The organism is Massilia sp. Masssp93, assembly GCF_059491295.1.
Window position 1 is genome coordinate 62204 of record NZ_CP168502.1, and the last position, 13467, is coordinate 75670.

Genomic DNA, 13467 nt, shown 5'->3' on the forward strand with positions numbered 1-13467 from the left:
AACGATAACACGAGTGGCGCATGAAGGTCAGTGCGCTCGCTCTCACATCGGGCCGCGTCGGAACTGCCAGGCGAGCAGCAACACGCCCAGTCCCGCAGCCAGCAACGCTGCGGCCGCAAACAGCACCCAGCTTGCAGCGCCCGCGGCCAGGTAGACGAGCAGCCAGCCGAGGCCACCCCAGCAGAGACTGCTGATCATTTCCAGCATCCTGCTCAGGACATTTCCCTTGCCGCGCGTCTTGAAATCGCTGCGCGGCGCCGGCCGCCCCGTCCACAGCACGATGAGGCCGGCGCTCAGCACGGCCGCGCTGACGGTGAACGCGAAGAGCAGGCCGGTCAGCGGCGCGTGCACGATCAGCCACAGCAGCGGCAGCGCGACGATCAGCAGGGCAGGCATCGTGGCCGCGGCCAGCTTGGCCAGCTGCAAGGTGCGCCTCGATGCCGGTGCCGACAGCAGGAGGTCGGGCGCGTCCTCGGCCGAGATCACGATCCAGGTCAGGCTGCCCGTCAGCGAACTGCACAGCAGCGTGAGGCCGGCGCCGAGCGCGGCGCTGGTCGAATTGTCGCGCAGGATGGGAAGCACCAATGGCACGAGATAGATCAGCTGCAACAGCACCTGCGTGATCAGGTGCGGGTCGCGCGCGATCAGGCGCCATTCCTTGACGACGATCGTGTCGAACAGGCTGCCGCGGAAATGGAAGCGCACCGCGCCGGCCGGCCTGGCGCGCACGCGGCTGGCCCCGGCGGCCTGCTGGAGGCCATGGACAAAGAAGCGGTGGGTACGGCCCACCGTCAGCGCGAACGCGAGCGCAGCCAGCACAAGGGCGGCCAGCAGCGGCATGGGCGCGCCGAGGATGGCATGGCCGGGCAGCCACAACGCGCTGCCGGGGCCGAACAGGTGCTGGCTGGCGAGCATGGCCAGCAGCCGCGGTCCGGTGCTGCCGTCGTGGCGGGTGAAGTTGTACGCCTGCGACAGCAGGAACACCAGCGCGCCCGCGATGGCGGCCATCACCTGGGCCACGACGCGCGTGCGGCGCGCACCGAGCGTGCGCACGAGCGCCAGCGTCAGCAACATGCCGGCGCAGGCCATCAGCATGGCGCAGGCACAAATCACCACGTACAGCCCGAGCCATCCCGGATGCCCCAGCACCAGCGCGACGTTGGCGAAGGGGCCCGCCAGGAACAGGTAAGGGGTGGCGGTGGCCGCCGCGATGCCGAGCAGGCGCACGGCGAAGACGCTGCGCGAGGGCAGCGGCGAGGACAGCAACAGGTCCAGGTCGCCGCGCTCGAACAGCGCCATCACGCAGCTCGACAGGGCGCTCGACAGCATGAAGGTCGCGCACACGAGCAGGATGGCGGTGAGGGGAATGGCCAGGAACGCCTCGTCCATGCCGCTGTGCTCCAGTGCGAGCAGCATGGCGAACGCGACCAGGTGCTGCAGGAGCCCGACGGTGACGATGAACGCCATGCCGAAGCGTCCCCGGCCGCGCTTGCCGCCCTTGTTCAGTCCCGTGCCATACCATGCCATGCGCAGCTCATGGCCCAACAGCCAGAGGATGCTTCCGGGAGCGGCACTCATCCCGGCTGTCCTTCGGTCAGTTGCAGGAACACGTCTTCCAGGCTGCCGCCCTGCGTGCGTGCGCGCAGCTCGGCCAGCGTGCCCTCGGCGATCAGGCGGCCCTGGCGGATGATGCCGATGCGCTGCGCCAGGCGCTCCGCCACTTCGAGGATGTGCGTGGTCAGGATCACGGTGCCGCCCTTGTCGACGTGCGACACGAGCAGGTCCTTCACCTGGCGCGCCGCGGCGGCGTCCAGGCCGGTCAGCGGTTCGTCCAGGATCAGCAGTTCGGGCTCGTGGATCAGCGCGCCGGCCAGCGCCAGCTTCTGCTTCATCCCGCGCGAAAATCCTTCGCTCAGTTCGTGCGCGTGTTGCGTCAGGTCGAGCCAGTCGAGCAGGCGGCGCGCCCGGGGTTCGGCGTCCTGGGCGCGGATGCCCCACAGGCCGGCGACGAATTCCAGGTATTCCGTGGGCTTGAGTTTCCCGTACAGCAGCGGGTCGTCCGGCAGATAGGCCATGCCCCGCTTGGCGCCCGCGGGGTCGCGCGCGAGGTCGATGCCGAGCACCTCGACGGTGCCTTCATCGGGCGCCAGCAGGCCCGTGACCATGCGCAGCGTCGTCGTCTTGCCGGCGCCGTTGGGGCCCAGCAGCGCATACAGTTCGCCGCGCCGCACCGTCAGATCGAGGCCGTCGACGGCCGGACGGCCGAAGGATTTGCGCAGCGCCGACAGGCGCAGGGCGGGAGATGCAGTGTTCATGTCAGCGCAGCTTGAAGGAAGTGAGGAATTGTTCGACCTGCTCGGCCGGCAGCGCTTGCGTCTTGCCGAGCACGATCACCTGGTAGAAGCGCTTGCCGCGCGATTCGAAATGGCCGACGAGGCGCATCGGGACGCCCTGGCTGGTCCCGCTGGCTTCGATGTCGCGCGTCGCCCGGTCGTTGTTGTCCACCGTCGTATTCCGGCTCGTCACGGTGGCGCCGATGTTGCGCACCAGCGCGACCTCCATCGCTTCCAGCGCGGCCTGTGCGCGCGCGGCATCCGGTGCCTCGGCCGCGCCGACGGCGAAGGTCGCGCCGTCGACTTCGGCCGCCGTCATCGTCATGGCGACCTGCATGCCGTCCAGGTTGATGTTGCGGGTGAAGGTGGCCGGCTTGGCCGGGAACGTGACGCGGTAGCGGGCGTCCGGACTGGCATAGTCGCGCCAGTTGTATTTGGGGGAGCAGGCCGCCAGGAGGCACAGCGCGGCGGCCACGGAAAACGCGAAGAGTCGTCTTGTCATGACGCCATGGTAACAGGGCTTGCCCAGTGGCGAAACCGGCAGCAGCGCCGGTCGGCCCTCGACCGCCCGGCGCTTCAGGCGCCCACGGGAATCGGATGTGCCGCGATGTGGGCGTTGAAGTCGTTGACCAGCTTGTGCTCGTCCGGACCCGCATTGTTGCGCAGCGGGACGGCACTGTCGACCAGCGCTTCTTCCCGGTTCGTGGCCAGTGCCTGCATGGTCTGGGCGATGAACGCGTCGAGCGGCATGGCGCGCGGATCGTCGCCTTTGTGGATCAGGTCGGTGTTGACCCAGGGCGGTGCGATTTCCTGCACCGTCACGCTGGTGGCGCGCAACATGAAGCGCAGCGACAGCGTGTACGAGTGCAGCGCGGCCTTGGTGGCCGAGTACACGGCGCTCGTGGCGATCGGCACATAGGCCAGCACCGACGTGTTGTTGACGATGGTCGAACGCGGCTGCTTCTTGAGGTGCCCGACGAGGCTGGCCGTCATGCGGATCGGGCCAAGCAGGTTCGTCCCGATGGTCGACACGGCCGTCAGGTCGTCGATCGGGCCGGACGGATCGTCGAACGGCATGATGCCGGCATTGTTGACCAAGACGTTCAGCGTCGGATAGTCCGCGATCAGCGTCGCGGCGGCGCGATCGATGCTGGCCAGATCGGCGATGTCCAGTTCGATGGCGCGCATGCCGGGATTGGCGCGCGTCACCTCGTCCAGCAGGGCCTTGCGGCGACCGCTGATGATGACCTGATTGCCGAGCCGGTGGAAGGCTTCCGCCAGGCCGCGGCCGATGCCCGAGGTGCCGCCCGTGATGAAAATGGTGTTGTCCGTCAGTTGCATGTTCGTTCTCCGGTTGTCGTCAGGGCTTTATGTTGGCGCAAACACTCGTGCCTTGAATGACAAAGAACCCTCGAATCAGGACAACCTGTGCGTATGCACATCGAAATAACCTCCTATCTACTTTGTCAGTTGTTTTTGGCCGGGGCCAAGCTGGTGTCGTATGATTACCATCATGCACTGCAGCAGACGCTGTAATCCGGTCCAGCCGGCAAGCCTAATCATCACTGAGGACAACATGAAACGCAGAATCGGACTCTTGCTGCCCCCCGGCTTCCAGGCCCTGGACCTGATGGCAACGACGGTGTATGAATTCGCCAACGCCCTGTCCGACGAACCCTTGTACGAAGTCACGATCCTGTCCGAGCACGGCGGCGCCATGGCCAGCTCCTCTGGCATCAACGTGCTGACGGACGCCGTCACGCGCTACGACTACGACACCCTGCTGGTGGCGGGGCAGATGGTGCCGCGCCGGCCGTCGTCGCCGGGCTTCGTCGAGATCCTGCGCCAGGCCGGCGTGCAGTCGCGCCGCGTGGGCAGCATCTGCACGGGCGCCTTCCTGCTGGCGGAAGCGGGCCTGCTGGACGGCAAGCGCGCCACCACGCACTGGTCGCTGGCCCGCGACCTGCAGCGCATGTACCCGAAAGTGCGCGTCGAGGAAGACCGCATCTTCATCAACGAGGGCAGGGTCTGGACGTCCGCCGGCATGACCGCGTGCGCCGACCTGTGCCTGGCCCTCGTCGAGAGCGACCATGGCATCGAGCTGTCGCGCAACATTGCCCGCAAGCTGGTCGTCTACCACCGCCGCAGCGGCGGCCAGTCGCAGTTCTCGGCCCTGCTGGAACTGGAGCCGAAATCCGACCGCATCCAGCAAGCACTGTCCTATGCCAAAACCCACCTGCGCAAGCCGCTGTCCGTGGACGAGCTGGCGGAAGCGGCCAACCTGAGCACGCGCCAGTTCAGCCGCACCTTCCGCATCGAGACGGGCCAGTCGCCGGCGCGCGCAATCGAGGTGCTGCGCGTGGAAGCGGCGCGCGCCATGATCGAGGGCAGCAACCATTCGATCGACGTGGTGGCGCGCGAGACCGGTTTTTCCGACCCCGAGCGCATGCGCCGCGCCTTTTTGCGCGCCTTCGGCCAGCCGCCCCAGGCCATCAAGCGCGCGGCGCGCGAGCAGGCGTCGACCGGGCTCGCCTGATTTTCCATCAGTGATCGCGCAGTCCGCGCCGGTACTGGATCGCCTCGGCCACGTGGATGGCCTGCGCCCTGTCCGACCCGGCCAGGTCGGCGATCGTGCGCGCCACCTTCAGCACGCGGTGGTAGGCGCGTGCCGACCAGTGCAGGTGCTGCATGGCGTCGCCCAGCAGGCGTTCGGCGGCGGCGTCGAGGCGGCAGTGGGTGTCGATCTCGCGCGTCGTGAGCTTCTGGTTGGCCTTGCCCTGGCGCGCCAGCTGGCGCGCGTGCGCGCAGGCGACGCGCTGCGCGATGGCGGCGCTCGGCTCGCCGTCGGCCAGTTGGGCCATCGTATCCGGCGCCATCGCCGCGACGGGGATCTGGATGTCGATGCGGTCGAGCAGGGGGCCGGAGATGCGGTCCTGGTAGCGCTGGACGCCGTCCGGCGTGCAGCGGCATTTGCCTGACGGATGGCCGAGCCAGCCGCACGGGCACGGATTCATCGCCGCGATCAACTGGAAATTGGCGGGGAAATCGGCCTGGCGGGCCGCGCGCGAGATCGTGATGCCGCCCGTTTCCAGCGGTTCGCGCAGCACTTCCAGGACCTTGCGGTCGAACTCCGGCAACTCGTCGAGGAACAGCACGCCGTGGTGGGCCAGCGAAACTTCTCCGGGGCGCGGCACGGGGCCGCCGCCGACGAGGGCCACGCCGGAGCTCGTATGGTGCGGGTTGCGGAACGGCCGCTTGCGCCAGCGCTCGATGGCGAAGCTGCCGGCCAGCGACTGGAGGGCTGCCGTTTCCAGCGCTTCTTCTTCGCACATCGGCGGCAGCAGGCCGGGGAAGCGGGATGCCAGCATGCTCTTGCCGGCACCGGGCGGCCCGATCAGCAGCACGGAGTGCAGGCCCGCGGCCGCCACTTCCAGTGCGCGCTTGACCTGTTGCTGGCCCTTGACGTCGGCGAAGTCCGGGTACACGGGCGGGGCGTCCGCGGCGGCGGGCCGGTAGCGCGCGAGCCGCGCATCGTCGGACTTGGCCGCGAAGTGCGCGCACACCTCCAGCAGCGAGCGGGCCGGGTAGATGGCGGCGTCCGTCACGAGGGCGGCTTCGTCCGCGTTCGCCCAGGGCAGCACGAAGGCCCGCGCCGGTTCGTCCGCGCGTGCATGGCGGCGCAACATCGCAAAGCTCATCGCCAGCGCGCCGCGCACAGGGCGCAATTCTCCCGACAGCGACAGCTCGCCGGCGAATTCGTAGCCGTCCAGCGCGCCGGCCGGGATCTGCTCCGACGCCGCCAGGATGCCCAGCGCGATCGGCAGGTCGAACCGTCCCGATTCCTTGGGCAGTTCCGCCGGCGCGAGGTTGATGGTGATGCGGCGGCTGGGCACGTCGAAGCCCGAGTTCTGCAGCGCGGCGCGCACGCGGTCTTTCGACTCGCGCACTTCGGCGTCCGCGAGGCCGACGATATTCATGGCCGGCAATCCGTTGGCCAGGTTGACCTCGACGCTGACGGCGGGCGCTTCCATGCCGGCGAGGGCGCGGCTCCTGAGGACGGCGAGGCTCAATCGGGTTCCTTCAGCGGTGGACGAGGCCCCATCTTAGGCAAGCGGAGCCGGTGCCTGTTGAGAGGGGACAGGCGCGCGTACCGAACTTTTTTCGCATGGGGTCTGGTAAGGTAGCGGGCCCGGCCGCCTGGCCGGCTTTGATCCCTATCGACGCATGCCCAGACTGATTCTTTCCCTGCTCGCCATCGCGGTCCTGTTCTGCCTGCTGTGCGGACCCGTGACCTGGGTGGCGCTGCGCCTGTGGCGGCGCGGGGACCTGGGCGCGTTCCGGCCGGTGCGCAGCGTCTGGATCGCGCAGGTGGCGCTGGCGTGTGCCTTGATGTTTGCCGCTGACAGTGCCGGGTTGCCCAATCCGGTGGGCTGGATGGTCGCGATCGTGCTTGCTGTCAGCCTGGGTGGGGCTGTCCTGTTCGCCACGTGGCGGGCGGTGGTGCGGGTGGCGGTGCGGCGGCGATAGGAGCGGCGCGAGGGCGGCGCAAGGCCGCCCGCTGTGCGTCAAGCCTTGGTGTCGGCCGCCGCCACCTTGGCTTCCAGTTCGGCCACGCGCAATTCGAGCGCGTCGAGCTTGGCGCGCGTCTTCGCCAGCACCTGGGCCTGGATGTCGAACTCTTCGCGCGTCACGAGGTCCAGCTTCGAAAAGCCCTGGGTCATCATCGCCTTGACGTTGCGCTCGATGTCCTTCGCGGGCGAGTTTTCGAAGACTTCGTTGAGCTTGCCCTGCAAATCATTAAAAAAATTATTCATTTCACACTATTCCTTGAGTCGGTGCGACGCACCAAGACGGTGCGTATGTACCTGAATTGGTGCGTGCACCGGGACGGCGCACGCGTCCTGGTCTCGTTTGTTTTTTGAAACCAAAAAAGTGGGGGCATAAGGCGTGAAAAACAAGGCGATACCCGTCCCGGCAAGGGTGGCACGCATCCTGCTAATCAACCATAAACCATAACGGGGTCGCGATCCGGGATTGTAAACCGCAACTCAAGAATATGTTCAACTACAAGGGAGTGTCGTATGAAGCGTCGTAACAGCAATTGGCCCCACGTTGCAGTACTGGCCGCAAGCTTGTGGAGTCTCGGCATCGGGATGGCCGGCGCCGAGGAGCAGAAGCCGGACAATGAAGTGAGCTACAACGCGGCGGTGACGAGCGATTATCGCTACCGCGGCATTTCCCAGTCCCGCCTCGACCCCGCGCTGCAGGGCGGCGCCGATTACACCCACAACCCGACCGGCCTGTACGCGGGCACCTGGCTGTCGACCATCAAGTGGACCAAGGACCTGGGCGGCAGCGGCGACGTCGAATGGGACCTGTACGGCGGCAAGCGCGGCAACCTCAGCGCGGACGTCACGTATGACGTCGGCGGCCTGTACTACTTCTATCCGAGCAATGGCCTGCATCCCAACGCCAACACGTTCGAAGTGTATGGCCAACTCGGCTTCGGCCCGGCCTACGTCAAGTACTCGCATTCGCTGACGAACCTGTTCGGCACGGCCGACAGCAAGGGCAGCGGCTACCTGGACATCGGCGCCAACGTCGACATCAGCAACGGCTTCACGCTGAACCTGCATGCCGGCCGCCAGAACGTGCGCCACAACGGTTCGTTTTCCTACACCGACTACAAGATCGGCGTGACCAAGGACCTGGGCGTCTGTTCGGTGGCCCTGGCCTTCATCAAGGCCGACACCAGTGCCTATCTGAGCCCGTCCGCAGAAAACCTGGGCAAGTCCGCGGCCCTGCTCACTGTTTCAAAAACTTTCTGAAGAGGCAAAAGCATGAAAATGATCACCGCCATCATCAAACCCTTCAAGCTCGACGAGGTGCGTGAAGCCCTCTCGGAAATCAACGTCCAGGGTATCACGGTAACCGAGGTGAAGGGTTTCGGCCGCCAGAAGGGCCATACCGAGCTCTACCGTGGTGCGGAATACGTCGTCGATTTCCTGCCGAAGACCAAGATCGAGGCAGCCGTCGACGACGCCATCGTCGACCAGGTGATCGACACCATTCAGAGCGCCGCCCGCACCGGCAAGATCGGTGACGGCAAAATTTTCGTCTCCAACCTGGAGCAGGTAGTCCGTATCCGTACCGGCGAAACCGGCAACGAAGCGCTGTAAGGGGAATCCGATGATCCATACAATCACAAAACTGATCGCAGGCGTGTCCGTCGCCATGGCGCTGGCCGCATCCGCGCCGGCCCTGGCCCAGGACGCCGCCAAACCTGCCGCCGCGGCCCCGGCCGTGAGCGCGCCGGCCGCCGCCGCGCCGGCCGCCGACGCCGCGCCGGTTGCCGCCGCAGCCACAGCCGCCCCGGCCGCGGCAGCAGCGCCGGCACCGGCCGCCGCTGCTCCGGCCGCCGCCCCCACGCCGCAGAAGGGCGACACCGCCTGGATGATGGTGTCGACCCTGCTGGTGATCATGATGACGATCCCGGGCCTGGCCCTGTTCTACGGCGGCCTGGTCCGTTCGAAGAACATGCTGTCCATCCTGCTGCAGGTCTTCATGATCTTCGCCGTCATCATCGTCCTGTGGTGCCTGTACGGGTATTCGCTGGCGTTCACCGAGAACACCGCGTTCATCGGCGGCTTCGACCGCCTGTTCCTGAAGGGGATCTGGGATCCGGTCAAGGGCGCGTTCTCGACCGCGGCCACGTTCAGCAAGGGCGTCGTCATTCCTGAATTCGTCTACGTGGCGTTCCAGGGCACGTTCGCGGCCATCACCTGCGGCCTGATCGTCGGCGCCTTCGCCGAGCGCGCCCGCTTCTCGGCCGTGCTGCTGTTCGTCGTGCTGTGGTTCACGTTCGGCTACCTGCCGGTCGCCCACATGGTCTGGTTCTGGACCGGTCCGGATGCCATCACCGCCGCCACCGCCGACGCCGAGACCGCCAAGGCAGGCTGGCTGTTCCAGAAGGGCGCCCTCGACTTCGCGGGCGGCACCGTGGTGCACATCAACGCCGCTATCGCCGGCCTCGTCGGTGCGGTCCTGATCGGCAAGCGCGTCGGCTACGGCCGTGAATCGATGGCCCCGCACTCGCTGACCATGACCATGATCGGCGCCTCGCTGCTGTGGGTGGGCTGGTTCGGCTTCAACGCCGGTTCGGCACTGGAAGCGGGCGACATCGCCGCGCTGGCCTTCGTCAACACCCTGCTGGCCACCGCCGCCGCCACCCTGTCGTGGGTCTTCGGCGAATGGATCACCAAGGGCAAGCCGTCGATGCTGGGCGGTGCCTCGGGTGCCGTCGCCGGCCTCGTCGCCATCACCCCGGCCTGCGGTTTCGTCGGTCCGATGGGCGCGCTGATCATCGGCCTCGTCGCCGGCATCGTCTGCCTGTGGGGCGTGAACGGCCTGAAGCGCATGATCGGCGCCGACGACTCGCTGGACGTGTTCGGCGTGCACGGCGTGGGCGGTATCCTGGGCGCGCTGCTGACCGGCGTGTTCGCGGCACCGCAACTGGGCGGCCAGGGCATCTTCGACTATGTCACCAACAAGATGTCCGCCGATCCGTACTCGATCGCCCACCAGGTGCTGGTGCAGGCGGAAGCCGTCGGCACCACCATCGTGTGGTCGGCCGTCGTCTCGTTCGTCGCCTACAAGATCGTCGACGTCGTCGTGGGCCTGCGTGTGCCCGAGGACGAGGAACGCGAAGGCCTGGACATCACGAGCCACGGCGAGCAGGCGTATCACTCCTGATTGTCGAATCGGCAATGTGGTTCAAAAAAGCGCCTTCTTGGCGCTTTTTTGTTGCCTGAATGAATATGGGGCTTTAAAAAACGTTCAACCACCCCAATCTCGGCTTACCATATCGCCAAGAAGCCCGAAGGACGTCATTTTTATGGTTCCCCACCTCGCCACTGCCCTGACCGGTCCCCTGCTGGACCTGGAAAAGAAGATCCTCGAAGCCACGCCCGCCATCGAACGCTGGTTCCGCCTCGAGTGGCAGGAGCATACGCCGCCGTTCTATTGTTCGGTGGACCTGCGCAATGCCGGCTACAAGCTGGCGCCGGTGGACACGAACCTGTTCCCGGGCGGCTTCAACAACCTGTCGACCGAGATGCTGCCGCTGACGGTGCAGGCCGCCATGGCCGCGATCGACAAGTATTGCCCGGACGCCCGCAACTTGCTGCTGATCCCGGAAAGCCACACGCGCAATCCGTACTATCTGCAGAACGTGCAGCGCCTGATGCAGATCTTCCGCCAGACGGGCCTGCACGTGCGCCTGGGCTCGCTGTCGCCCGACGTGACGGAACCGACCCCGCTCGCGCTCCCGGACGGGAATATGCTCGTCGTCGAACCGCTCGTGCGCTCACCCAACGGCCGCCGCGTCGGCCTGGCCGATTTCGATCCGTGCACGATCCTGCTGAATAACGACCTGTCCGCCGGCATCCCGGGCATCCTGGAAAACGTCCACGAGCAATCGCTGCTGCCGCCGCTGCACGCCGGCTGGGCCGTGCGCCGCAAGAGCAATCACTTCAAGGCCTTCGACGAAGTCGCCAAGAAGTTCGGCAAGCTGATCGACATCGATCCCTGGCTCGTGAACCCGCTGCACAGCAAATGCGGCGAGGTCGATTTCCAGGAAGACGTCGGCATGGAGTGCCTGGCCGACAACGTGTCGGCGCTGCTGTCCAAGATCAAGAAGAAATACAAGGAATACGGGATGAAGGACCAGAAACCCTTCGTCATCGTCAAGCCGGACGCCGGCACCTACGGCATGGGCATCATGACCGTCAAGGACGCGAGCGAGGTCAAGGACCTGAACCGCAAGCAGCGCAACAAGATGTCGGTCATCAAGGACGGCGTCACCGTCACCGACGTGATGATCCAGGAAGGCGTGCCCACGTTCGAGTCGATCAACGACGCGGTGGCGGAGCCGGTCGTGTACATGATCGACCGCTACGTCGTCGGCGGCTTTTATCGCGTGCATGCGGAGCGCGGCGTCGACCAGAACCTGAACGCGCCGGGCTCGCAATACGTGCCGCTCGCGTTCGCGCAGCAGCATGCCGTGCCGGACCTGAAGGCGAAGCCGGGGACGGCCGCGCCGAACCGGTTTTATGTGTACGGCGTCGTGGCGCGTCTCGCGTTGCTGGCGGCGTCGCTGGAGCTGGAACGGACCGATCCGGATCCGGAAATCTATTAATCGTTGGTGGACCGCATGCGTTTGGTGGGCTCGGGGAGCCCACCCTACGCTTGAGCGCTCGGACCCGGAAATCTATTGATTCATTCCGCCCGGTCCGTCTCGGGCTTGCGCGCCATGTAGATGAAGTGCGAGCGCAGCGGCGGGATCAATGTTGCCAGCGCTTCCGGTATCAGCCAGGGCAGGGCGGCCAGGGTGCGGCCCAGCGGCGGCGCCAGCACCAGCGTGCGGTAGTGGCGGCTGGCGGCGGGCCAGAAGCGCAGCAGTTCGACGTCCGTCACCTTGCGCACGTGGGCGTTGCGTGGACTGGCGTAGCGGAAGTCGAAGATCATCGTCCAGCCGCCCGGACGCAGCACGCGCCACATCTCGGCGGCCAGGTCGCGCCGCAGGTCTTCGTCCAGGATCGAGGAAAACACGGTGTGCGCGCTCACGAGATCCATGCTGGCGTCGGGAAAGGCGTCGAGCTGGCCCAGGTGCCAGCGGATGCCCGGCGCCGTGCGGCTGCGCGCCTGGTCCAGGCGGTCCTGCTGCAGCTCCGTGCCCGCCAGGTGGGTGGGCGTGGCGCCCCAGTCGATCAGCTGGCGCAGGAAGCTGCCGCTGCCGCAGCCGACGTCGAGCGCGCGCACGGCGGACAGGTCGCGCCCCACCGTCTGCGGCAGCAGCTCGGCCAGCGCGCGCGACCGCGCCGCCGTCTGGCGGATGACGTCGGGCCGGTGCCAGGCATATTTCGCGAGCGCGGCGCCGCCATGCCATTGGCGGTAGACCTGGTTGATGCGTTCCTGCTCGGCACGGTCGTTCATCGTGTCCTCCTCGAACGCATCTTCCCAAGCGGGCCGGAGGCACGTTTGAGGGTACGCAAATGCGGGCTGAATAGATGACATTTTGCCAATGGGAAGCTGCCTCGCCAACTCGTCCGGCAGTCGCGGCCGCCTTTCCGCGAACATCCGCGTTTCCGGCTAAAATCGAGGCATTGCCTCCATTGGGACCATCATGAAAATCGCTTTTCTCGCCGATCCGCTGTCCGGCTTCAAAATCTACAAGGACTCGACCTTCGCGATGATGCGCGAAGCCGCGCGGCGCGGTCACCGGATCTACGCCTTCGAACAGCGCCACCTCGTGCTGGAGGAGGGCGTCGTGACGGCCGAGGCGACGGAGATTCAGCTGACCGGCGACGCCGACGACTGGTACCGCGAGGGCGACACCGATATCGTGCCCCTGTCCGGATTCGACGCCGTCATCGAGCGCAAGGATCCGCCGTTCGACATGGAATACGTGTACGGCACGTATCTGCTGGAGCTGGCCGAGCGCCAGGGCGCGCGCGTGTTCAACAAACCCTCGGCGATCCGCGACCACAACGAAAAGCTGACCATCGCCCAGTTCAGCCAGTTCACGTCGCCGACGCTCGTGTCGTCGTCCGGCACGCGCCTGCGCGCCTTCCACGCCGAGCACGGCGACGTGATCTTCAAGCCGCTGGACGGCATGGGCGGCGCCGGCATCTTCCGCGTCAAGGACGATGGCCTCAATCTCGGCTCGATCATCGAGACGCTGACGGAAAACGGCGCGCGCACGATCATGGCCCAGAAATACATTCCCGCCATCGTCAAGGGCGACAAGCGCGTGCTCGTCATCGACGGCAAGCCGGTCCCGTTTTCGCTGGCGCGCATTCCGCAGGCCGGCGAAGTGCGCGGCAACCTGGCGGCCGGCGGCACCGGCGTCGCGCAGCCGCTGTCGGCGCGCGACCGCGAGATCGCGGAAACGCTCGGCCCCGTACTGGCCGCGCGCGGGCTGTTGCTGGTAGGATTGGATGTGATCGGCGATTTCCTGACCGAGGTGAATGTCACCAGCCCCACCTGTTTCCAGGAAATCGCCGACCAGACCGGTTTCGACGTCGCGGCGATGTTCATCGATGCCATCGAAAACCGGGTAACGGGAAACTAAGAC

General features: G+C 66.5%; 14 protein-coding genes. 7 read left to right on the plus strand and 7 right to left on the minus strand.

Annotated elements, in window-relative coordinates; genetic code table 11:
* Window positions 1–42: 42 nt before the first annotated feature.
* From ACEN9Q_RS00270 to ACEN9Q_RS00285, 4 genes are all read right to left on the minus strand, one after another.
* The gene (locus tag ACEN9Q_RS00270) at window positions 43–1578 is read right to left on the minus strand and encodes a putative ABC transporter permease subunit (protein WP_495626973.1); all 1536 of its coding nucleotides are present in this window, start codon (window positions 1576–1578) and stop codon (window positions 43–45) included.
* On the minus strand, window positions 1575–2315 hold the full coding sequence (locus ACEN9Q_RS00275) for an ABC transporter ATP-binding protein (RefSeq protein ID WP_322404186.1): 741 nt from the start codon (window positions 2313–2315) through the stop codon (window positions 1575–1577). The genes ACEN9Q_RS00270 and ACEN9Q_RS00275 overlap by 4 nt, the downstream gene beginning before the upstream one ends.
* 1 nt (window position 2316) lies before the next feature.
* Entirely contained in the window at window positions 2317–2835 is a 519-nt protein-coding gene (locus tag ACEN9Q_RS00280) for a hypothetical protein (protein WP_495626974.1), read from the minus strand.
* 74 nt (window positions 2836–2909) lie between these two features.
* The gene (locus ACEN9Q_RS00285) at window positions 2910–3674 is read right to left on the minus strand and encodes an SDR family oxidoreductase (RefSeq protein WP_495626975.1); all 765 of its coding nucleotides are present in this window, start codon (window positions 3672–3674) and stop codon (window positions 2910–2912) included.
* A gap of 235 nt (window positions 3675–3909) precedes the next feature.
* Here ACEN9Q_RS00285 and ACEN9Q_RS00290 point away from each other — a divergent pair, with 235 nt between their 5' ends.
* Window positions 3910–4869, plus strand: coding sequence for a GlxA family transcriptional regulator (locus tag ACEN9Q_RS00290; protein ID WP_056448209.1), 960 nt, complete (start codon window positions 3910–3912; stop codon window positions 4867–4869).
* A gap of 7 nt (window positions 4870–4876) precedes the next feature.
* Here ACEN9Q_RS00290 and ACEN9Q_RS00295 read toward each other — a convergent pair whose 3' ends face one another.
* Window positions 4877–6403 carry a YifB family Mg chelatase-like AAA ATPase gene (locus tag ACEN9Q_RS00295; RefSeq protein ID WP_495626976.1) on the minus strand — a complete coding sequence of 509 codons (1527 nt, stop codon included), beginning with the start codon at window positions 6401–6403 and terminating at the stop codon, window positions 4877–4879.
* Window positions 6404–6557: 154 nt separating this feature from the next.
* On the opposite strand from ACEN9Q_RS00295, the gene ACEN9Q_RS00300 reads away from it, so the two are divergent.
* A complete protein-coding gene (locus ACEN9Q_RS00300; protein WP_495626977.1) occupies window positions 6558–6860 on the plus strand; it encodes a hypothetical protein in 303 nt (100 codons plus the stop codon).
* A 38-nt stretch (window positions 6861–6898) separates the two neighbouring features.
* Here ACEN9Q_RS00300 and ACEN9Q_RS00305 read toward each other — a convergent pair whose 3' ends face one another.
* Window positions 6899–7147 (minus strand): accessory factor UbiK family protein, encoded by a 249-nt coding sequence (locus ACEN9Q_RS00305; RefSeq protein ID WP_495626978.1) that lies wholly within the window; start codon window positions 7145–7147, stop codon window positions 6899–6901.
* Between the two features lie 267 nt (window positions 7148–7414).
* On the opposite strand from ACEN9Q_RS00305, the gene ACEN9Q_RS00310 reads away from it, so the two are divergent.
* The 4 genes from ACEN9Q_RS00310 to gshA all read left to right on the plus strand — a co-directional run bounded on the left by ACEN9Q_RS00310 (window position 7415) and on the right by gshA (window position 11529).
* Complete coding sequence (locus ACEN9Q_RS00310; protein ID WP_495626979.1) at window positions 7415–8161, plus strand: TorF family putative porin; 747 nt, start codon at window positions 7415–7417, stop codon at window positions 8159–8161.
* A gap of 12 nt (window positions 8162–8173) precedes the next feature.
* Window positions 8174–8512 (plus strand): P-II family nitrogen regulator, encoded by a 339-nt coding sequence (locus tag ACEN9Q_RS00315; protein ID WP_025511601.1) that lies wholly within the window; start codon window positions 8174–8176, stop codon window positions 8510–8512.
* 10 nt (window positions 8513–8522) lie between these two features.
* Entirely contained in the window at window positions 8523–10085 is a 1563-nt protein-coding gene (locus tag ACEN9Q_RS00320; RefSeq protein ID WP_495626980.1) for an ammonium transporter, read from the plus strand.
* Window positions 10086–10227: 142 nt separating this feature from the next.
* A complete protein-coding gene (gene gshA, locus ACEN9Q_RS00325; RefSeq protein ID WP_495626981.1) occupies window positions 10228–11529 on the plus strand; it encodes a glutamate--cysteine ligase in 1302 nt (433 codons plus the stop codon).
* Window positions 11530–11609: 80 nt separating this feature from the next.
* Here gshA and ACEN9Q_RS00330 read toward each other — a convergent pair whose 3' ends face one another.
* On the minus strand, window positions 11610–12326 hold the full coding sequence (locus tag ACEN9Q_RS00330) for a class I SAM-dependent methyltransferase (RefSeq protein ID WP_495626982.1): 717 nt from the start codon (window positions 12324–12326) through the stop codon (window positions 11610–11612).
* A gap of 190 nt (window positions 12327–12516) precedes the next feature.
* Between ACEN9Q_RS00330 and gshB the strand changes: the two genes are divergently transcribed.
* Complete coding sequence (gene gshB, locus ACEN9Q_RS00335; protein WP_495626983.1) at window positions 12517–13464, plus strand: glutathione synthase; 948 nt, start codon at window positions 12517–12519, stop codon at window positions 13462–13464.
* Window positions 13465–13467: the final 3 nt, after the last annotated feature.